This window comes from Phreatobacter cathodiphilus, assembly GCF_003008515.1.
GTDB classification, from domain to species: Bacteria; Pseudomonadota; Alphaproteobacteria; order Rhizobiales; family Phreatobacteraceae; genus Phreatobacter; species Phreatobacter cathodiphilus.
In genome coordinates this window covers 1,259,734-1,277,405 of record NZ_CP027668.1, presented here as the reverse complement: position 1 = coordinate 1,277,405, position 17,672 = coordinate 1,259,734, and the positions used below count along the sequence as shown (strand labels likewise).

Annotated in this window: 23 protein-coding genes; 1 reads left to right on the top strand and 22 read right to left on the bottom strand. The window is 65.1% G+C overall.

The window, feature by feature from the left end:
* Nucleotides 1-14 precede the first annotated feature (14 nt).
* The 21 genes from rplF to rpsL form a co-directional block, all read right to left on the bottom strand.
* Entirely contained in the window at nucleotides 15-548 is a 534-nt protein-coding gene (gene rplF / locus C6569_RS06205; protein WP_106748024.1) for a 50S ribosomal protein L6, read from the bottom strand.
* Nucleotides 549-585: 37 nt separating this feature from the next.
* Nucleotides 586-984, bottom strand: a complete 399-nt coding sequence (rpsH, locus tag C6569_RS06200) for a 30S ribosomal protein S8 (RefSeq protein WP_106748023.1) — start codon at nucleotides 982-984, stop codon at nucleotides 586-588.
* A 13-nt stretch (nucleotides 985-997) separates the two neighbouring features.
* Complete coding sequence (gene rpsN, locus C6569_RS06195) at nucleotides 998-1,303, bottom strand: 30S ribosomal protein S14 (RefSeq protein ID WP_106748022.1); 306 nt, start codon at nucleotides 1,301-1,303, stop codon at nucleotides 998-1,000.
* A gap of 55 nt (nucleotides 1,304-1,358) precedes the next feature.
* On the bottom strand, nucleotides 1,359-1,916 hold the full coding sequence (rplE, locus tag C6569_RS06190) for a 50S ribosomal protein L5 (RefSeq protein WP_106748021.1): 558 nt from the start codon (nucleotides 1,914-1,916) through the stop codon (nucleotides 1,359-1,361).
* Nucleotides 1,909-2,226 (bottom strand): 50S ribosomal protein L24, encoded by a 318-nt coding sequence (rplX, locus tag C6569_RS06185; RefSeq protein WP_106748020.1) that lies wholly within the window; start codon nucleotides 2,224-2,226, stop codon nucleotides 1,909-1,911. The genes rplE and rplX overlap by 8 nt, the downstream gene beginning before the upstream one ends.
* Nucleotides 2,226-2,594, bottom strand: coding sequence for a 50S ribosomal protein L14 (gene rplN, locus C6569_RS06180; protein WP_106748019.1), 369 nt, complete (start codon nucleotides 2,592-2,594; stop codon nucleotides 2,226-2,228). Before rplN ends, rplX begins: the two co-directional genes overlap by 1 nt.
* Before the next feature lie 75 nt (nucleotides 2,595-2,669).
* Nucleotides 2,670-2,903, bottom strand: a complete 234-nt coding sequence (gene rpsQ / locus C6569_RS06175) for a 30S ribosomal protein S17 (RefSeq protein WP_106748018.1) — start codon at nucleotides 2,901-2,903, stop codon at nucleotides 2,670-2,672.
* A gap of 11 nt (nucleotides 2,904-2,914) precedes the next feature.
* Nucleotides 2,915-3,112, bottom strand: coding sequence for a 50S ribosomal protein L29 (gene rpmC / locus C6569_RS06170; RefSeq protein WP_106748017.1), 198 nt, complete (start codon nucleotides 3,110-3,112; stop codon nucleotides 2,915-2,917).
* 11 nt (nucleotides 3,113-3,123) lie between these two features.
* Nucleotides 3,124-3,537, bottom strand: coding sequence for a 50S ribosomal protein L16 (rplP, locus tag C6569_RS06165; protein ID WP_106748016.1), 414 nt, complete (start codon nucleotides 3,535-3,537; stop codon nucleotides 3,124-3,126).
* Nucleotides 3,538-3,555: 18 nt separating this feature from the next.
* The gene (gene rpsC / locus C6569_RS06160; RefSeq protein WP_106748015.1) at nucleotides 3,556-4,269 is read right to left on the bottom strand and encodes a 30S ribosomal protein S3; all 714 of its coding nucleotides are present in this window, start codon (nucleotides 4,267-4,269) and stop codon (nucleotides 3,556-3,558) included.
* 10 nt (nucleotides 4,270-4,279) lie between these two features.
* Complete coding sequence (gene rplV, locus C6569_RS06155; protein ID WP_106748014.1) at nucleotides 4,280-4,663, bottom strand: 50S ribosomal protein L22; 384 nt, start codon at nucleotides 4,661-4,663, stop codon at nucleotides 4,280-4,282.
* A 3-nt stretch (nucleotides 4,664-4,666) separates the two neighbouring features.
* Complete coding sequence (rpsS, locus tag C6569_RS06150) at nucleotides 4,667-4,945, bottom strand: 30S ribosomal protein S19 (protein ID WP_106748013.1); 279 nt, start codon at nucleotides 4,943-4,945, stop codon at nucleotides 4,667-4,669.
* Nucleotides 4,946-4,957: 12 nt separating this feature from the next.
* Nucleotides 4,958-5,791 (bottom strand): 50S ribosomal protein L2, encoded by an 834-nt coding sequence (gene rplB, locus C6569_RS06145; protein WP_106748012.1) that lies wholly within the window; start codon nucleotides 5,789-5,791, stop codon nucleotides 4,958-4,960.
* Between the two features lie 15 nt (nucleotides 5,792-5,806).
* The gene (locus C6569_RS06140; protein WP_106748011.1) at nucleotides 5,807-6,106 is read right to left on the bottom strand and encodes a 50S ribosomal protein L23; all 300 of its coding nucleotides are present in this window, start codon (nucleotides 6,104-6,106) and stop codon (nucleotides 5,807-5,809) included.
* Entirely contained in the window at nucleotides 6,103-6,723 is a 621-nt protein-coding gene (rplD, locus tag C6569_RS06135; protein WP_106748010.1) for a 50S ribosomal protein L4, read from the bottom strand. The genes C6569_RS06140 and rplD overlap by 4 nt, the downstream gene beginning before the upstream one ends.
* Nucleotide 6,724: 1 nt before the next feature.
* The gene (gene rplC / locus C6569_RS06130) at nucleotides 6,725-7,447 is read right to left on the bottom strand and encodes a 50S ribosomal protein L3 (RefSeq protein WP_106748009.1); all 723 of its coding nucleotides are present in this window, start codon (nucleotides 7,445-7,447) and stop codon (nucleotides 6,725-6,727) included.
* Between the two features lie 135 nt (nucleotides 7,448-7,582).
* The gene (gene rpsJ / locus C6569_RS06125; protein WP_106748008.1) at nucleotides 7,583-7,888 is read right to left on the bottom strand and encodes a 30S ribosomal protein S10; all 306 of its coding nucleotides are present in this window, start codon (nucleotides 7,886-7,888) and stop codon (nucleotides 7,583-7,585) included.
* A 67-nt stretch (nucleotides 7,889-7,955) separates the two neighbouring features.
* Nucleotides 7,956-9,146 (bottom strand): elongation factor Tu, encoded by a 1,191-nt coding sequence (gene tuf / locus C6569_RS06120; RefSeq protein WP_106747996.1) that lies wholly within the window; start codon nucleotides 9,144-9,146, stop codon nucleotides 7,956-7,958.
* Between the two features lie 66 nt (nucleotides 9,147-9,212).
* A complete protein-coding gene (fusA, locus tag C6569_RS06115) occupies nucleotides 9,213-11,288 on the bottom strand; it encodes an elongation factor G (RefSeq protein ID WP_106748007.1) in 2,076 nt (691 codons plus the stop codon).
* A 41-nt stretch (nucleotides 11,289-11,329) separates the two neighbouring features.
* Nucleotides 11,330-11,800, bottom strand: coding sequence for a 30S ribosomal protein S7 (gene rpsG / locus C6569_RS06110; protein ID WP_106748006.1), 471 nt, complete (start codon nucleotides 11,798-11,800; stop codon nucleotides 11,330-11,332).
* An 87-nt stretch (nucleotides 11,801-11,887) separates the two neighbouring features.
* Nucleotides 11,888-12,259 carry a 30S ribosomal protein S12 gene (gene rpsL / locus C6569_RS06105; protein ID WP_038312203.1) on the bottom strand — a complete coding sequence of 124 codons (372 nt, stop codon included), beginning with the start codon at nucleotides 12,257-12,259 and terminating at the stop codon, nucleotides 11,888-11,890.
* Between the two features lie 618 nt (nucleotides 12,260-12,877).
* Between rpsL and C6569_RS06100 the strand changes: the two genes are divergently transcribed.
* Nucleotides 12,878-13,264, top strand: a complete 387-nt coding sequence (locus C6569_RS06100; protein ID WP_106748005.1) for a hypothetical protein — start codon at nucleotides 12,878-12,880, stop codon at nucleotides 13,262-13,264.
* Nucleotides 13,265-13,360: 96 nt separating this feature from the next.
* Here C6569_RS06100 and rpoC read toward each other — a convergent pair whose 3' ends face one another.
* Complete coding sequence (gene rpoC, locus C6569_RS06095) at nucleotides 13,361-17,563, bottom strand: DNA-directed RNA polymerase subunit beta' (RefSeq protein ID WP_106748004.1); 4,203 nt, start codon at nucleotides 17,561-17,563, stop codon at nucleotides 13,361-13,363.
* Nucleotides 17,564-17,672 lie beyond the last annotated feature (109 nt).

Sequence of the window (17,672 nt, the reverse complement as noted above, 5' to 3'; positions counted from 1 at the left end):
CGGGGCTCATCGCCTTACTTCTTCTTGCCTTCCTTGCGGAAGATGAACTCGCCCGCGTAGCGGACGCCCTTGCCCTTGTAGGGCTCCGGACCGCGATAGTCGCGGATCTCGGCGGCGACCTGGCCCACCTGCTGCTTGTCGTTGCCGGAGATGACGATCTCGGTCGGCTTCGGGGTCGCGATGGTGATGCCGTCCGGCACGGGATAGTTGATGTCGTGGCTGTAGCCAAGAGCGAGGTTGAGAACCTTGCCCTGGGCGGCCGCGCGATAGCCGACGCCGGTGATCTCGAGCTTCTTCTCGAAGCCCTTGCTCACGCCGACGGCGAGGTTGGAGACGCGGGTGCGGGCCATGCCCCACATGGAGCGGGCGCGCTTGCCCTGGTCGCGCGGGTCCACCTTGATCACGTTTCCGTCCATCTTGACGACGACGTCATCGGGGCAGGTGAACGAGAGCTCACCCTTGGGACCCTTCATCTTCACGGTCTGGCCGGACACCTGGGCGGTGACGCCCTGCGGCAGGTCGACCGGCTTCTTACCGATACGAGACATTGGATATCGTCCTTTGTCGTGAGGGAGCCCTGCCAGGTCAGAAGACCGTGCAGAGCACCTCCCCGCCTACATTCTGTTCCCGCGCATCGTGGTCGGCCATCACGCCCTTGGGGGTCGAGATGATCGTGATGCCGAGACCGTTGGACACGCGCGGCGTGTTGCCGACGCCGGCATAGACCCGGCGGCCCGGCTTGGAGACGCGCGCGATTTCACGGATGACCGGCTCGCCGTCGAAATACTTGAGCTCGATCTCGAATTCCGAACGGCCGTTCGGATGCGTGACGGTCATGTAGTCGCGGATGTAGCCTTCGGCCTTGAGCACCTCGAGCACGCGGGCACGCAGCTTCGAGCCCGGCGTCAGGACGCGGGTCTTGCGGCGCATCTGCGCGTTGCGGATGCGGGTCAGCATATCGCCGAGCGGATCGTTGAGAGCCATGATCTGTCTCCTCTCACCAGCTCGACTTCACGAGGCCCGGAACGAGCCCCTTGTTGCCGAGGTCACGCAGAGCCACGCGGCTCATGCCGAGCTTGCGATAGAACGCCCGCGGACGGCCGGTGACTTCGCAGCGGTTCTTGATGCGGACCTTGGCGCCGTTGCGCGGCAGGCTCGCAAGCTTCACGGTGGCCGCGAAACGCTCTTCGATCGAGATCGACTGGTCCATCACGGTCGCCTTCAGCGCAGCGCGCTTCTTGGCGTCCCGCGCGACCAGAGCGCGGCGGTGGTTGTTCTTTTCGATGGAGCTCTTCTTCGCCATCGGTTTCTCCTGGTTTCCGCGTCTGAGACGGGCTTCTAGCTTTAAGAAACCCGGCTCACTGCCGGAACGGGAAGTTGAAGGCCTTGAGGAGAGCACGGGCTTCCTCGTCGGTCTTGGCGGTGGTGCACACGATGATGTCCATGCCCCACATCTGATCCACCTTGTCATAGGAGATCTCGGGGAACACGACGTGCTCCTTCAGACCCATGGCGAAGTTGCCACGGCCGTCGAAGCTCTTCGGGTTGAGGCCGCGGAAGTCGCGGACGCGCGGCAGCGCGATCGTGACCAGGCGGTCGAGGAACTCGTACATGCGCTGCTTGCGAAGGGTGACCTTGCAGCCCAGCGGCATGTTCTCGCGAACCTTGAAGTTCGAGATGGCCTGGCGGGCCCGGGTGATGACCGGCTTCTGGCCGGTGATCAGCGCGAGATCCGCGGCGGCAACCGTCGCCTTCTTGGAATCGGCAGTGGATTCGCCGACGCCCATGTTGACGACGATCTTCTCGATCTGCGGGATCTCGAAGGGGTTCTTGTAGCCGAACTCCTCCGCCAGCTTCTGCCGGACCACGCTGTCGTAATGCGCCTTGAGGCGCGGGGTGTAAGCCGCCTCAGCCATCGATGGTCTCCCCGGACTTCTTGGCCACGCGCACCTTGGTGCCGTCGGCGAGGACCTTGAAACCGACGCGGGTCGGCTTGCCGGTCTTCGGATCGGCATAGGCCAGATTCGACAGGTGGATCGGGCTCTCCTTGGAGATGATCCCGCCTTCCTGGGTCTGGCTCTGGCGCTGATGGCGCTTGACGATGTTGACGCCGCGCACGAGGGCACGGCCCTCGGTCGGCATGACCTGGATCACTTCACCGGTGCGACCCTTGTCGCGGCCGGTGAGGACGACGACCTTGTCGCCCTTCTTGATCTTCGCAGCCATCACAGCACCTCCGGCGCGAGCGAGATGATCTTCATATGGTTCTTGGCGCGCAGTTCGCGCGGAACCGGTCCGAAGATACGGGTGCCGATCGGCTCCTTCTGATTGTTGATCAGAACGGCCGCATTGCGGTCGAAACGGATCACCGAACCGTCGATGCGGCGGATGTCCTTGGCGGTGCGCACGACGACCGCCTTCATGACGTCGCCCTTCTTCACGCGGCCGCGCGGGATAGCCTCCTTCACCGACACCACGATGATGTCGCCGACATGGGCGTAACGGCGCTTGGCGCCACCGAGCACCTTGATGCACATGACGCGGCGTGCGCCCGAATTGTCCGCCACGTCGAGATTGGTTTGCATCTGGATCATGACGCAACCTCTTCCTTTCGCGCCCGTCTCGGGTCTCCCCGACGGCGGCGCGCTGTTCTAACGATCACCGAAAGCTCACGCCTTCGGCAGCACGACCCAACGCTTCAGCTTCGACAGGGGCTTGCCCTCCTCGATGCTCACCACGTCGCCCGTCTTGAAGGCGTTGCCTTCATCGTGGGCGTGATAGTTCTTGGTGCGACGCACCGTCTTCTTCAGCAGCGGATGGGTGAAGCGACGCTCCACCTTCACCACGACCGTCTTGTCCTGCTTGTCGCTGACGACGATGCCCTCGAGCACACGCTTCGGCATATGCCCTCTCCTTACTTCTTCTCGGCGCGCTTCTGCGCGGCGATGGTCTTGACGCGGGCGATGTCGCGGCGGACCTGGCGGACGCGCGCGACGTTCTCGAGCTGACCGGTGGCCTTCTGGAAGCGCAGGTTGAACTGCTCCTTCTTCAGGTCACCGAGCTGGCCCTCGAGCTCGTCGAGGGTCTTGGTCCGGATCTCTTCGGCCTTCATGACCCCTCTCCTCACTCGGCGATGCGCTGGACGAAGCGCGTCTTGATCGGCAGCTTGGCGGCGGCCAGCTCGAGCGCCTTCTTGGCGACCTCGACGGGCACGCCGTCGAGCTCGAACATGATGCGGCCAGGAGCGACCTTCGCGGCCCAGTACTCGTTGGCGCCCTTACCCGAGCCCATGCGGACCTCGGCGGGCTTCTTCGAAACCGGAACGTCCGGGAAGATGCGGATCCAGACACGGCCGGCGCGCTTCATCTCACGAGTCATGGCGCGACGGGCGGCCTCGATCTGGCGCGCGGTGATGCGCTCCGGCTCCATGGCCTTGAGGCCGAACTGGCCGAAGTTCAGGTCCGTACCGCCCTTCGCAGCGCCGCTGATGCGACCCTTGAACTGCTTACGGAACTTGGTTTTCTTGGGCTGAAGCATGGTTCTAGACCTTCATCCTCACGCCGCGTCGCGGTCTTGACCGCGCGAACGGCGGGTCGACCCCTCACCCTCGGACAGCTTCCTGTCCTGGGCCATCGGGTCGTGCTCCATGATCTCGCCCTTGAAGATCCACACCTTGACGCCGCACGTCCCGTAGGTCGTGAAGGCCGTGGCGACGCCGTAGTCGACGTCGGCACGCAGGGTGTGCAGCGGCACGCGACCTTCGCGATACCACTCGAGGCGGGCGATCTCGGCGCCGCCGAGGCGGCCCGAGCAGTTGATGCGGATGCCCTCGGCGCCCAGACGCATGGCCGACTGAACGGCACGCTTCATGGCACGACGGAAGGCGACGCGACGCTCGAGCTGCTGGGCAATCGACTCGGCCACCAGGGTCGCGTCGGTCTCGGGCTTGCGGATCTCGACGATGTTGATGACGACTTCGGCGTCGGTCATCTTCGAGACGGCCTTCTTCAGCTTGTCGATGTCGGCGCCCTTCTTGCCGATCACGATGCCCGGGCGAGCCGAGTGGACCGTGACGCGGCACTTGCGGTGCGGACGCTCGATGACGATCTTCGACACCGCCGCCTGCTTCAGGAGCTTCATCAGCTCACGGCGGATCTTGAGATCCTCGTGGAGCAGCTTGCCGTACTCGCCCTTGTTGGCGAACCAGCGCGAATCCCAGGTGCGGTTGATGCCGAGGCGGAAACCGATCGGATTGATCTTCTGACCCATCGTTCTCTCCTCAGGCCTTGGCTTCCTCGACCTGACGAACGACGATCGTCAGGTGCGAGAACGGCTTTTCGATCCGGGCGCCGCGACCGCGGGCACGGGCGTGGAAGCGCTTGAGCACGAACGCCTTGCCGACATGGGCCTCGGCGACGATCAGGTCGTCGACGTCGAGGTCATGGTTGTTCTCGGCGTTGGCGATCGCGCTCTCGAGGCACTTCTTCACGTCGTTGGCGATCCGCTTGCGCGAGAACTCCAGATCGGCGAGCGCGGTGTCGACCGGCTTGCCGCGGATCAGCGCGGCAACCAGGTTCAGCTTGCGCGGCGAGACGCGAAGCATGCGGGCGACCGCCTTGGCTTCGTTGTCGCTGAGGGCGCGGGGTGTTGCGGGCTTACCCATGGCTCACTTCCGCTTCGCTTTTTTGTCGGCCGCATGGCCGTAGAAGGTGCGGGTCGGCGAGAACTCGCCGAACTTGTGGCCGACCATCTCCTCGGTGACCTGCACCGGGACATGCTTCTGACCGTTGTAGACGCCGAAGGTCAGCCCCACGAAATGGGGGAGGATCGTGGAGCGACGGCTCCAGATCTTGACGACCTCGTGACGGCCCGACGAGCGGGCTGCCTCGGCCTTCTTCAGGAGGTATCCGTCGACGAACGGACCTTTCCAGACGGAACGTGCCATGACGGGCCTCTGTTACTTCTTCTTCGAATGACGGCTCGACACGATGAACTTGTCGGTCCGCTTGTTCGAACGAGTCTTCTTGCCCTTGGTCGGGAAGCCCCAGGGCGTGACGGGATGACGGCCACCGGAGGTGCGGCCTTCGCCGCCGCCGTGCGGATGGTCGATCGGGTTCATGGCGACGCCGCGGTTGTGCGAGCGCCAGCCGAGCCAGCGGTTGCGACCGGCCTTGCCGATCGAAACGTTCATGTGGTCCGGGTTCGACACCGCGCCGATGGAGGCGAGGCAGCGGCCGTGGACCAGACGCTGTTCGCCGGAGTTGAGGCGAAGGATGACGTATCCCTCGTCGCGGCCGACGATCTGGGCGTAGGTGCCGGCGGAACGGGCGACCGCGCCGCCCTTGCCGATCTTGAGCTCCACGTTGTGCACGATGGTGCCCACCGGGATGTTGGCGATCGGCATGGCGTTGCCCGGCTTCACGTCGGCGCTCTCGGCCGAGATGACGCTGTCGCCGACAGCCAGGCGCTGCGGCGCCAGGATGTAGGAGAGCTCGCCGTCAGCGTACTTGATAAGCGCGATGAAGGCCGAACGGTTCGGATCATACTCGATCCGCTCCACCACGGCGGCCATGTCGGTCTTGCGGCGCTTGAAGTCCACCAGACGGTAGGACCGCTTGTGGCCGCCGCCACGGAAGCGCGAGGTCACGCGACCGAGGTTGTTGCGGCCGCCGCTCGAGGACTTGCCCTCGGTCAGCGTCTTGACCGGCTTGCCCTTGTAGAGGTCGGAACGGTCGACCAGGACGAGCTGACGAAGGCCCGGCGTGATCGGCTTGAAGGTCTTGAGTGCCATGGTTTACCCCTCGCCTCACAGACCAGTCGTGATGTCGATGGAGTGGCCCTCGGCGAGGGTCACGACCGCCTTCTTCACGTCCGACCGCTGGCCGAGCATGCCCTTGAAACGCTTGGTCTTGCCCTTCTGGACGAGCGTGTTGACGCTCTTAACCTTGACGTCGAACAGCTTCTCCACCGCCGCCTTGATCTGCGGCTTGGTGGCCTCGATGGCCACCTTGAAGACGACCTGGTTGTTTTCGGCGACCAGCGAGCCCTTCTCGGTGATCAGCGGCGCCTTGATGACGTCGTAGTGACGCGGATCGACGGTGCTCATTTGAAGCGCGCCTCCAGTGCGTCGACGGCCGCCCGGGTGAGGACCAGGGTGTTCCGGCGCATGATGTCGTAGACGTTGATGCCCTGAACGGGGAGGACATCGACGAGCGGAATGTTGCGGGCGGCGAGCGCGAAGTTCTTGTCGACCTCGGCGCCGTCGATGATCAGCACGCTCTTGAACCCGAGCTTCTCGAACTGCGCCTTCAGCGACTTGGTCTTGGCCGCCTCGGTGGAGGCCTTCTCCAGCACCACGAACGAGCCGGCCTTCACCTTGGTGGAGAGGGCATGCTTCAGACCGAGGGCGCGGACCTTCTTCGGCAGATCGTGCTCGTGGGAACGCGGGGTCGGACCGAAGGAGCGGCCGCCGCCACGGAAGAGGTTGGCACGCGCCGAGGAGTGACGGGCCGAACCCGTTCCCTTCTGCTTGTACATCTTCTTGCCGGTGCGGTGGATCTCGGCGCGGTTCTTCACGTCGTGGGTGCCGGCGCGGCGCTTGGCGAGCTGCCAGCGCACCACGCGGTGCAGGATGTCGGCACGGGGCTCGAGGCCGAAGATCTCATCGGAGAGATCGACGGAACCGGCGTCGGCGCCTTCCAGGGTCTTGATTGTCAGTTTCATCTCAACCCTCCGTGGATTCGGCGGCGGCGGCAGGAGCGGCATCGGCGCCCGGCAGCTTGAAGCCACCCGGCAGCGGAGCCTCCTTCGGCAGCGGCTTCTTCACCGCGTCGCGGACCAGGATCCAGCCACCCTTCGAGCCGGGGACGGCGCCCTCGACCATGATCACGCCGCGCTCCACGTCGGTGCGCACGACCTTGAGGTTCTGCGTGGTGACGCGCACGTCGCCCATGTGGCCGGCCATGCGCTTGTTCTTGAAGACCTTGCCCGGATCCTGGCGGTTACCGGTCGAACCGTGGGAACGGTGCGAGACGGAGACGCCGTGGGTGGCGCGAAGGCCGCCGAAGTTGTGGCGCTTCATGGCGCCGGCGAAGCCCTTGCCCTGGCTGGTGCCCGTCACGTCGACGAACTGGCCGGGGATGAAGTGGTCGGCGGAGAAACGGGCGCCGACGGGGACGATTTCCTTCTCGCCCACGCGGAACTCGACGATCTCGTGCTTCGGCTCGACCTTGGCGACGGCGAAGTGGCCGCGCTGGGCCTTCGTCGTGTTCTTCACCTTGGCAAGGCCGGCACCGAGCTGCAGGGCCAGGTAGCCGTCCCGCTCCGCCGTGCGGTGGGCGACGACCTGGCAGTCGTCCAGCAGGAGAACCGTCACGGGGACGTGTTCGCCGCCATCGGTGAAGATGCGGGTCATCCCCATCTTCTTGGCAATCACACCGGAACGCATCGCGCGCATTCCTCGTTTTGGGGTCGTCCGTGCCCGTGAGGCGGACCGGAGAGGACCCGGGTTCAACGTGAGATGCGCCGGTTACCGGTGCATCGGCATACTCGTCGCCAGGCCGTCATCGGCCTGTCGCAGGACTCAGAGCTTGATCTCGACGTCGACACCGGCGGCCAGGTCAAGCTTCATCAGCGCGTCCACGGTCTGCGGGGTCGGGTCCACGATGTCGAGAAGCCGCTTGTGGGTGCGGATCTCGAACTGCTCGCGCGACTTCTTGTCGATGTGCGGCGAGCGGTTCACCGTGAACTTCTCGATCCGCGTCGGCAGCGGGATCGGCCCGCGGACCTGGGCCCCGGTGCGCTTCGCCGTGTTAACGATCTCGCGCGTCGAGGTGTCCAGGACCCGATGGTCGAACGCCTTGAGGCGGATCCGGATGTTCTGGTTCATGGGTTCGCCCCTTTAAGGCAAAGCGAAGGGAACGCACGGCGGACCGCGCGTCCCCGGGAAAACGAAATCACTCGATGATGGAGGCGACGACGCCGGCGCCGACGGTGCGGCCGCCCTCACGGATGGCGAAGCGCAGCTTCTCCTCCATGGCGATCGGCACGATCAGGCTCACCGTCATGGCGATGTTGTCGCCCGGCATCACCATTTCCGTGCCCTCGGGAAGGGTCACGATGCCCGTCACGTCGGTGGTGCGGAAGTAGAACTGCGGACGGTAGTTGGTGAAGAACGGCGTGTGGCGGCCGCCCTCCTCCTTCGTCAGGATGTAGGCCTCGGCCTTGAACTTCGTGTGCGGCTTCACCGAGCCCGGCTTGCACAGCACCTGGCCGCGCTCGACGTCCTCGCGCTTCGTGCCGCGCAGCAGCGCGCCGATGTTGTCGCCCGCCTGGCCCTGGTCGAGCAGCTTGCGGAACATCTCGACGCCGGTGACCGTCGTCTTCTGCGTGTCGCGGATGCCGACGATCTCGATTTCCTCGCCGACCTTCACGATGCCGCGCTCGACGCGGCCGGTGACCACCGTGCCGCGGCCCGAGATCGAGAACACGTCCTCGACCGGCATCAGGAAGGGCTGGTCGATCGGGCGCTCCGGCTGCGGGATGTAGGCGTCCACCGTCTCCATCAGCTTCAGGATGGCGTCACGGCCGATCTCCGGCGAACGGTCCTCGAGGGCGCAGAGGGCCGAGCCCTTGGTGATCGGAATGTCGTCGCCCGGGAACTCGTATTTCGACAGCAGCTCGCGAACCTCGAGCTCGACCAGCTCCAGGAGCTCGGCGTCGTCGACCATGTCCACCTTGTTCATGAACACGACCAGAGCCGGAACGCCGACCTGGCGGGCCAGCAGGATGTGCTCGCGGGTCTGCGGCATCGGGCCGTCGGCGGCCGACACGACCAGGATCGCGCCGTCCATCTGGGCCGCGCCGGTGATCATGTTCTTCACGTAGTCGGCGTGGCCGGGGCAGTCGACGTGGGCGTAGTGGCGGTTCTTCGTCTCGTACTCGACATGCGCCGTCGAGATCGTGATGCCGCGCGCCTTCTCTTCAGGCGCCTTGTCGATCTGGTCATAGGCCGTGAAGGTCGCGCCGCCCGACTCGGCCAGCACCTTCGTGATCGCAGCCGTCAGCGACGTCTTGCCGTGGTCGACGTGACCAATCGTGCCGATGTTGCAATGCGGCTTCGTGCGTTCGAACTTTTCCTTGGCCATGACGGCCTCCTTCAATGTTCGCGATGCCGGAGGATCAGGGGACCCGGTCCGGCAAGAGACCGAGATTTACGCGTATTTGGCCTGGACTTCGGCGGCGACGTTGGACGGCGCCTGCTCGTAGTGGCTGAACTGCATGGTGTAGCTGGCGCGGCCCTGGCTGAAGGAGCGCAGCTGGTTGACGTAGCCGAACATGTTCATGAGCGGCACCTTGGCCTGGATCACGTTGGCGTTGCCGCGCATGTCCTGGCCCTGGATCTGGCCACGGCGGGAGTTGAGGTCGCCGATGACCGAGCCGGTGTACTCCTCGGGGGTGACCACCTCGACCGACATGATCGGCTCCAGCAGCACCGAGCCACACTTCTGCAGCGCCTCGCGCATGGCGGCGCGGGAGGCGATTTCGAAGGCGAGGACCGAGGAGTCGACGTCGTGGTAGGCGCCGTCGATGAGGGTCGTCTTGACGTCGACCACGGGGAAGCCGGCGATGATGCCCGCGCCCATGACCGAGTCGATGCCCTTCTCGACGCCGGGGATGTATTCCTTGGGAACCGCGCCGCCGACGATCTTCGACTCGAAGGCGTTGCCGGCGCCGGCCTCGTTCGGCTCGACGATGATCTTGATCTTCGCGAACTGACCGGTGCCGCCCGTCTGCTTCTTGTGGGTGTAGTCGATCTCGGCGCGCTTGGTGATCTTCTCGCGGAAGGCCACCTCGGGAGCGCCGACCGTCACGTCGACCTTGTGGGTGCGGCGCAGGATGTCGACCTTGATGTCGAGGTGGAGCTCGCCCATGCCCTTGATGCGGGTCTGGCCGGACTCGGCGTCGGTGGAGACGCGGAAGGACGGATCCTCAGAAGCCAGCTTCATGAGGGCCAGTGCCATCTTCTCCTGGTCGGCCTTGGTCTTCGGCTCGACGGCCATCTCGATGACCGGCTCGGGGAATTCCATGCGCTCCAGGATGACGGGCTTCTGCGGGTCGCAGAGCGTGTCGCCGGTGCGGGTGTCCTTCAGGCCGACAAGGGCGACGATGTCGCCGGCATAGGCCTCGGAGATTTCCTCGCGGTTGTTGGCATGCATGAGGACCATGCGGCCGACGCGCTCGTTCTTCTCGCGGGAGGAGTTGAGCAGGGCCATGCCCTTCTCGAGCTTGCCCGAGTAGATGCGGCAGAAGGTCAGGACGCCGTACTGGTCGTCCATGATCTTGAAGCCGAGCAGCGACAGCGGCTCGCTGTCCGACGACTTGCGCTCGATCTCGGCCTCGGTCTTCGGATCGATGCCCTTGATCGCCGGCACGTCGACGGGCGACGGCAGGTAGTCGACCACGGCGTCGAGCAGCGTCTGGACGCCCTTGTTCTTGAAGGCCGAGCCGCAGAGCACCGGGAAGAAGGCCGAGGTGAGAACGGCCTTGCGGATGAGGCGCTTCAGGGTCGCCTCGTCGGGCTCGTTGCCCTCGAGGTAGGCTTCCATGGCGGCGTCGTCGAGCTCGACGGCGGCTTCGACCAGCTCGTTGCGATACTGGGCGGCCTTCTCCTTGAGATCGTCCGGGATCTCGAGGTTGGCGTCGAAGTCGGCGCCGAGCGACTCGCCCGACCACACGACCGCCTTCATGCGGACGAGGTCGACGAGGCCCTTGAAGTTGGACTCCGAGCCGATCGGCAGCTGGATGGCGACGGGCTTGGCACCGAGGCGCTTCTTGATGTCCTCGAGGCACATGTAGAAGTCGGCGCCGGTCTTATCCATCTTGTTGGCGAAGACGATGCGCGGAACCTTGTACTTGTCACCCTGGCGCCAGACGGTCTCGGTCTGCGGCTCGACGCCCTGGTTGGAGTCGAGGACGCAGACGGCGCCGTCGAGCACGCGCAGCGAACGCTCGACCTCGATGGTGAAGTCGACGTGGCCGGGGGTGTCGATGATGTTCAGGCGCTTGCCCGCCCACTGGGCGGTCGTGGCGGCCGACGTGATGGTGATGCCGCGCTCCTGCTCCTGCTCCATGAAGTCCATGGTCGCGGCGCCGTCGTGGACTTCGCCGATCTTATGGGACTTGCCGGTGTAGTAGAGGATCCGCTCGGTCGTCGTCGTCTTGCCCGCATCGATGTGGGCCATGATGCCGAAGTTGCGGTAGTCCTCGATCGCGTGCGTGCGCGGCATGATCTCAGTTCCTTCGGTTCCGGATGAACCGTGACAGTTCGTTACCAGCGATAATGCGAGAAGGCGCGGTTGGCTTCGGCCATCTTGTGGGTGTCTTCGCGCTTCTTCACCGCGTTGCCGCGGTTGTTGGCGGCGTCCATCAGCTCGGAGGAGAGCTTGTCCACCATGGTCTTGTCGTTGCGCGAGCGGGCCGCCTGGATGAGCCAGCGGATCGCCAGGGCCTGGCGACGCTCGGGGCGAACCTCGACCGGAACCTGGTAGGTCGCACCGCCGACGCGGCGGGAGCGGACCTCGATGGCCGGCATGACGTTCTCGAGGGCCGACTGGAACACCGCGAGGGGCTCCTGCTTCGCCTTGGACTCGATCTGGTCGAACGCGCCGTAGACGATCTGCTCGGCCACCGACTTCTTACCTTCGTACATGACCGAGTTCATGAACTTGGCCAGCACGACATTGCCGTACTTCGCATCCGGGATGACTTCCCGCTTTTCGGCCCGATGACGACGAGACATCGCTCTCTCCGTTGATCCTGAAAGCCACCGGCCGCTCCAGCCCGGCGCCTACGCGCCTCGGCCAGGAGCGGCCGGTGGAAACTACTCTTACTTCGGGCGCTTGGCGCCGTACTTGGAACGGCGCTGCTTGCGGTTCTTGACGCCCTGGGTGTCGAGAACGCCGCGCAGGATGTGGTAGCGCACGCCGGGAAGATCCTTGACGCGGCCGCCGCGGATCATGACCACGGAGTGCTCCTGGAGGTTGTGGCCCTCACCAGGAATGTAGCCGATGACCTCGAAGCCGTTGGTCAGTCGCACCTTGGCGACCTTGCGGAGCGCCGAGTTCGGCTTCTTCGGGGTCGTCGTGTAGACACGCGTGCACACGCCACGCTTCTGCGGGCAGCCCTCCATGTGGCGGGACTTCTCGCGGTAGGTGCGCGGCTGACGCGGCTTGCGGATCAGCTGGTTGACTGTCGGCATCGGCGGCCTTGTCCTTGAACCATTGGGGCCCGGTCGCCCGGAACCCGTTTGAAGCCTGGCTTTGCCCGTCCCGTTTCCGGAACGAGCAACCGGGCGCCCGGTTTGCCCCGAAGGACAAACTGCGCCCGGCGAAAACAGAGGATCGCCAGTCCTTGCGGCGGCGATCATGCGTTTCGATCTGACTGACGTCAGGCGATGCGGTCTCGGTTAGCTTCGATCGGAACCGGCGAAGCCGTTCCCAGGACCGCGTGTGCAACCGACCTTCATCGGAAAGTCGGGTGGCAATACACGCTGAGTCGCCCCCCGTCAAGCAGGGAGCCCCCGCCCCCGGCGCAAAGACCGGAAGTTTCGTCGCCGCCGCGCAATGCGACAGAAACAAAATGCGCCGGTCCCGGCATGATCCGACATTATCGCGGTCTTATTCCAGTCCACGTGTCGGCGGCCTCGGCCACCGGCACTGAGATCACTTGCTTAATCTGCCGGGAATCGGATTATCGCGGAGCGCTGTGACGCGGGGAAAGATTGTCCTTCGGGGGGCGACCTGAACGTTTCACACCAAGGAAGCGGTTTGCCGTGCACTGGACGTTTGTGCGGCCCACATCAAAGAGGATAGAGACCATGGCGTTCAGGAACGTCGTTTTTGCGGCCATCGCCGCCGCTACGCTGGCCGGGGGCTTCGGGATCCAAGCCCAGGCCCAGACCGACCGGGACGGTCAGCAGCGCTGGATCAACATCGTCAACCGCTCGGGCGTGACGATCCGCGAGTTCTACATGACCGACGTCGACACCCGCGGCTGGGGCGACGACCGCCTCGGCCAGGAGGTCGTGGAACCCGGCGACTCGCTGCGCGTCGTTCCGACCCCCCGCCAGCGCGCCCGCGGCTACTGCCAGTACGACATGAAGGTCGTCTTCGCCAACGACCGCTCGGTCGAGCGTCGCGGCGTCAACCTGTGCCAGACGACGAACCTCGTCTGCACCTCTACGGGCTCCTGCCGCGTCAACTGATCCCCGGCACCGATCCCAAGCAAAAGGGCCGCCTTTCGGGCGGCCCTTTTCATATGTCGGAAGCGGCAGGGGGCGCCCCCCTGCCCTCGCGCCACATCAGGACTGCGGCGCCTCGATGACGGCCACCTCGGCGGGAGCGCCCGCCGGCGTGCCGGCGGCCTTCTGCTTCTCGTCGAGGATCAGATCGTCTCGCTTCAGCGCGATCTCGCGGATGCGGCTGATCATGGCGCCGGTGCCGGCGGGGATCAGACGACCGACGATGACGTTCTCCTTCAGGCCCTCGAGCGTGTCCGACTTGCCGTTGACGGCCGCCTCGGTGAGCACGCGCGTGGTCTCCTGGAAGGAGGCCGCGGAGATGAAGGACCGCGTCTGCAGCGAGGCTTTGGTGATGCCGAGCAGAACCGGCGTGCCGGTGGCCGGCCGCTTGTTCTTGTCGTCGGCGATCGCCAGGTTCGCCTCTTCCATCTCGGACGCGTCGACCTGATCGCCATGGATGAGATCGGTGTCACCGGGATCGGTGATCTCGACCTTCTGGAGCATCTGGCGGACGATGACCTCGATGTGCTTGTCGTTGATGACGACGCCCTGGAGCCGGTAGACCTCCTGGATCTCGTTGACGAGGTAGGCAGCGAGCTCCTCCACGCCCTTGATCGCCAGGATGTCGTGCGGCGCCGGATTGCCGTCGACGATGAAGTCGCCCTTCTGCACCTCGTCGCCGTCCTGAAGGTGGATGTGCTTGCCCTTCGGGATCAGATACTCGGCGGCCTCGGCGTCGGCCTCGAAGGGCTCGATCGTCAGGCGACGCTTCTGCTTGTAGTCCTTGCCGAAGCGCACCACGCCGGAGATCTCGGCGATGATCGCCGCATCCTTCGGACGACGCGCCTCGAACAGCTCGGCGACACGCGGCAGACCGCCGGTGATGTCGCGCGTCTTGGCGCTCTCCAGCGGGATACGGGCGATGACGTCACCCGCATGGATCTGCGCGCCCGGCTCGAAGCCGATGATCGCGTCGACCGCCAGGGCGTAGCGGGCATCCGTACCACGCGGCAGCTTCTGCAGCTTGCCGTTGGAGTCGCGGATGACCAGCGACGGCTTGAGATCGGCGGACCGGGTCGAGGTGCGCCAGTCGGTGACCACGCGCTTGGTGAAGCCGGTGGCCTCGTCGGTGGTTTCCGCGAGGGACTGGCCGTCGACCAGATCCTCGAAGCCCAGCACGCCGTCGATCTCGGAGATGATCGGACGGGTGTAGGGGTCCCACTCGGCGATGCGCTGGCCGCGCTTGACCTTCGTGCCCTCGTCGACGCGCAGCTTGGCGCCGTACTGGATACGATGGGTGGCGCGCTCGGTGCCGTCCGCATCGACGATGATGACGGCCATGTTACGGCCCATCGCGATGAGTTCGCCGTCCGAGTTCTTCACGATCGAGCGGTTGCGGATCTTGATCGTGCCCTCGAAGGTCGCCTCGATGAACGAGGTGTCGACCACCTGGGCGGCGCCGCCGATGTGGAAGGTACGCATGGTGAGCTGGGTGCCCGGCTCGCCGATGGACTGCGCCGCGATGACGCCGACCGCTTCGCCGATGTTCACCGGCGTACCGCGGGCGAGGTCACGGCCGTAGCACTGGCCGCAGACGCCGACCTTGGTCTCGCAGGTGAGCACCGAACGGATCTTCACCTCCTGGATGCCGGCGGCGGTGATCGCCTCCACGTCCTTCTCCAGGATCATGGAGCCGGCCTCCACCAGCACCTTGCCCGAGGACGGGTCGGTGACGGTGACGGCGGCCGAACGGCCGAGGATGCGCTGGCCGAGGGTCGCGACGACCTGGCCCGCATCCACGATGGCGCGCATGCCGATACCCTTCTCGGTATGGCAGTCGCGTTCCGTGATGATGCAGTCCTGGGCCACGTCGACGAGGCGGCGGGTCAGGTAGCCCGAGTTCGCCGTCTTCAGCGCGGTGTCGGCCAGACCCTTGCGGGCGCCGTGGGTGGAGTTGAAGTACTCCATCACGGACAGGCCTTCCTTGAAGTTCGAGATGATCGGCGTCTCGATGATCTCGCCCGACGGCTTGGCCATGAGGCCGCGCATGGCGGCGAGCTGGCGCATCTGGGTCGGCGAACCACGCGCGCCCGAATGCGACATCATGTAGATGGAGTTGATCGGCTTGTCGCGGCCGGTCTCGTCCTTCTTCACCGAGGAGATGCGCAGCATCATCTCCTGGGCGAGACGGTCCGAGCACTTGGCCCAGGCGTCGACCACCTTGTTGTACTTCTCACCATAGGTGATGAGGCCGTCGAGATACTGCTGCTCATAGTCCTTGGTGAGCGTGCGGGTTTCCTCGACGATCGGCCACTTGTTGTCCGGCACGACCATGTCGTCCTTGCCGAAGGAAATGCCGGCCTTGTAGGCGTGGTAGAAGCCCAGCGCCATGATGCGGTCGCAGAAGATCACCGACTCCTTCTGGCCGCAGAAGCGGTAGACGGTGTCGATCATCGCCGAGATCTCCTTCTTCGTCATCAGCTTGTTGGCTGCGTCGAAGGGAACCTTGGGCGACTTGGGCAGGAGCTGGCCGAGCAGGACGCGGCCGGGCGTGGTCTCGTACATGCGACGGACGTGGTTGCCGTCGGCGTCGAGCCCTTCCCAGCGATACTTGATCTTGGTGTGCAGCGTGACGACCTTGTTCGCCAGCGCATGCTCGAGCTCGCCGACGTTGGCGAAGGCCTTGCCCTGGCCGGGCATGCCATCCGACATCAGCGAGACGTAGTAGAGGCCGAGAACGATGTCCTGCGAGGGCACGATGATCGGCGCGCCGTTGGCCGGATGCAGGATGTTGTTCGTCGACATCATGAGGACGCGGGCTTCGAGCTGCGCCTCCAGCGACAGCGGCACGTGCACGGCCATCTGGTCACCGTCGAAGTCGGCGTTGAAGGCCGAGCAGACGAGCGGGTGAAGCTGGATCGCCTTGCCCTCGATCAGCACCGGCTCGAAGGCCTGGATGCCGAGGCGGTGAAGCGTCGGGGCGCGGTTGAGCAGGACCGGATGCTCGCGGATGACCTCGTCGAGGATGTCCCAGACCTCGGGACGCTCCTTCTCGACCAGCTTCTTGGCCTGCTTGACGGTTGCCGACAGGCCCTTGGCGTCGAGGCGGGCGTAGATGAAGGGCTTGAACAGCTCCAGCGCCATCTTCTTCGGCAGGCCGCACTGGTGCAGCTTCATCTCCGGGCCGACGACGATGACCGAACGGCCGGAATAGTCGACGCGCTTGCCGAGCAGGTTCTGGCGGAAGCGGCCCTGCTTGCCCTTCAGCATGTCGGCGAGCGACTTCAGCGGGCGCTTGTTGGCACCCGTGATGACGCGGCCGCGGCGGCCGTTGTCGAACAGGGCATCGACCGCTTCCTGAAGCATGCGCTTCTCGTTGCGGATGATGATGTCCGGCGCGCGCAGCTCGATCAGCCGCTTCAGGCGGTTGTTGCGGTTGATGACGCGGCGGTAGAGGTCGTTGAGATCGGAGGTCGCGAAGCGGCCGCCGTCGAGCGGAACCAGCGGGCGCAGGTCCGGCGGGATGACGGGAACGACCGTCAGGATCATCCACTCCGGCTTGTTGCCGGACTGGATGAAGGCCTCGATGATCTTCAGGCGCTTGGCGAGCTTCTTCGGCTTCAGCTCGGTGGTGGCCTCGGCGATCTCCTTGCGGGTGTCGGCGGCCAGTTTCTCGAGGTCGAGGCCGCGCAGCAGCTCGCGGATGGCCTCGGCGCCGATCAGCGCGGTGAAGCTGTCGTCACCAAACTCGTCCTGAGCCTTGATGTACTCCTCCTCGGAGAGGAGCTGACGCTCCTTCAGCGAGGTCAGGCCCGGCTCGATGACGCAGTAATATTCGAAATAGAGGATGCGCTCGAGGTCCTTGAGCGGCATGTCGAGCAGCAGGCCGATGCGGCTCGGCAGCGACTTCAGGAACCAGATGTGGGCCACCGGGGCGGCCAGCTCGATATGGCCCATGCGCTCGCGGCGCACGCGCGAGAGGGTGACCTCGACGCCGCACTTCTCGCAGATGATGCCCTTGTACTTCATGCGCTTGTACTTGCCGCACAAGCACTCGTAGTCCTTGATGGGGCCGAAGATGCGCGCGCAGAACAGGCCGTCACGCTCGGGCTTGAACGTGCGGTAGTTGATCGTCTCCGGCTTTTTGATCTCGCCGAAGGACCAGGACAGAATCTTCTCGGGGCTGGCGATCGAGATCTTGATCTGATCGAACGTGGCCGGCTGCGTGGTCGGATTGAAGAGATTTGCGATCTCTTGGTTCATCGCCGTCTCCTAAGCCCGGTCTCCCGGGGGGAAGTTCGGGGCCGGGAGAAGGTTCCCGGCCGATGAAAGCGTCTTCAGGTGGAACGTCAGGGGGACCGGACGGACCCGG

Excerpts from the sequence above, each read along its gene's own strand:
- rplF (WP_106748024.1), bottom strand. The coding sequence starts at position 548 with ATGTCTCGTATCGGTAAGAAGCCGGTCGACCTGCCGCAGGGCGTCACC.
- rpsH (WP_106748023.1), bottom strand. The coding sequence starts at position 984 with ATGGCTCTCAACGATCCGCTCGGCGATATGCTGACCCGCATCCGCAAC.
- rplX (WP_106748020.1), bottom strand. The coding sequence starts at position 2,226 with ATGGCTGCGAAGATCAAGAAGGGCGACAAGGTCGTCGTCCTCACCGGC.
- rpsQ (WP_106748018.1), bottom strand. The coding sequence starts at position 2,903 with ATGCCGAAGCGTGTGCTCGAGGGCATCGTCGTCAGCGACAAGCAGGAC.
- C6569_RS06140 (WP_106748011.1), bottom strand. The coding sequence starts at position 6,106 with ATGAGCACCGTCGATCCGCGTCACTACGACGTCATCAAGGCGCCGCTG.
- C6569_RS06100 (WP_106748005.1), top strand. The coding sequence starts at position 12,878 with ATGGCGTTCAGGAACGTCGTTTTTGCGGCCATCGCCGCCGCTACGCTG.
- tuf (WP_106747996.1), bottom strand. The coding sequence starts at position 9,146 with ATGGCCAAGGAAAAGTTCGAACGCACGAAGCCGCATTGCAACATCGGC.
- rpsC (WP_106748015.1), bottom strand. The coding sequence starts at position 4,269 with ATGGGTCAGAAGATCAATCCGATCGGTTTCCGCCTCGGCATCAACCGC.
- rpsN (WP_106748022.1), bottom strand. The coding sequence starts at position 1,303 with ATGGCGAAGAAGAGCTCCATCGAAAAGAACAACCACCGCCGCGCTCTG.
- rplV (WP_106748014.1), bottom strand. The coding sequence starts at position 4,663 with ATGGGTAAGCCCGCAACACCCCGCGCCCTCAGCGACAACGAAGCCAAG.
- rplC (WP_106748009.1), bottom strand. The coding sequence starts at position 7,447 with ATGCGTTCCGGTGTGATTGCCAAGAAGATGGGGATGACCCGCATCTTC.
- rpsG (WP_106748006.1), bottom strand. The coding sequence starts at position 11,800 with ATGTCTCGTCGTCATCGGGCCGAAAAGCGGGAAGTCATCCCGGATGCG.
- rpsS (WP_106748013.1), bottom strand. The coding sequence starts at position 4,945 with ATGGCACGTTCCGTCTGGAAAGGTCCGTTCGTCGACGGATACCTCCTG.
- rpmC (WP_106748017.1), bottom strand. The coding sequence starts at position 3,112 with ATGAAGGCCGAAGAGATCCGGACCAAGACCCTCGACGAGCTCGAGGGC.
- rplB (WP_106748012.1), bottom strand. The coding sequence starts at position 5,791 with ATGGCACTCAAGACCTTCAAGCCGATCACGCCGGGCCTTCGTCAGCTC.
- rplD (WP_106748010.1), bottom strand. The coding sequence starts at position 6,723 with ATGAAACTGACAATCAAGACCCTGGAAGGCGCCGACGCCGGTTCCGTC.
- fusA (WP_106748007.1), bottom strand. The coding sequence starts at position 11,288 with ATGCCGCGCACGCACGCGATCGAGGACTACCGCAACTTCGGCATCATG.
- rplP (WP_106748016.1), bottom strand. The coding sequence starts at position 3,537 with ATGCTTCAGCCCAAGAAAACCAAGTTCCGTAAGCAGTTCAAGGGTCGC.
- rpsJ (WP_106748008.1), bottom strand. The coding sequence starts at position 7,888 with ATGAACCAGAACATCCGGATCCGCCTCAAGGCGTTCGACCATCGGGTC.
- rplE (WP_106748021.1), bottom strand. The coding sequence starts at position 1,916 with ATGGCTGAGGCGGCTTACACCCCGCGCCTCAAGGCGCATTACGACAGC.
- rpsL (WP_038312203.1), bottom strand. The coding sequence starts at position 12,259 with ATGCCGACAGTCAACCAGCTGATCCGCAAGCCGCGTCAGCCGCGCACC.
- rplN (WP_106748019.1), bottom strand. The coding sequence starts at position 2,594 with ATGATCCAGATGCAAACCAATCTCGACGTGGCGGACAATTCGGGCGCA.
- rpoC (WP_106748004.1), bottom strand. The coding sequence starts at position 17,563 with ATGAACCAAGAGATCGCAAATCTCTTCAATCCGACCACGCAGCCGGCC.